The sequence below is a fragment of the Pauljensenia sp. UMB3104 genome, assembly GCF_030217285.1.
Classification (GTDB): domain Bacteria; phylum Actinomycetota; class Actinomycetes; order Actinomycetales; family Actinomycetaceae; genus Pauljensenia.
On the sequence record NZ_JASONN010000516.1, the window covers coordinates 1 to 244 of the forward strand.

A 244-nucleotide genomic window follows, 5' to 3' on the forward strand; every position below is an offset into this window, starting at 1 on the left:
GATCGAAGCAGATTCAGCTTTCGAGGGTCTGCCCATTAACGCCAACCGTGCACTCTTACTGCATCCGCGTTACTGGCACCTCTATCTCAATCCGTTACGTCCCTCGTGGGGAGAATCCTATGCTGATGCTGCGTCGCGAATGAGTGCGGCAGTTTCCTCAGCCCTGGACAAGGCCCGCGGGCATGAAGCGTTGGTGGTTTCTCACCAAATGCCGATCACAGCGCTGACTCGTTTCGTGCAGGGT

At 56.6% G+C, this 244-nt stretch carries 1 protein-coding gene; it reads left to right on the forward strand.

Annotated features, from left to right (window positions below):
* The coding region (locus tag QP415_RS12615; RefSeq protein WP_285100299.1) for a histidine phosphatase family protein at positions 1 to 244 on the forward strand (244 nt) is incomplete at both ends.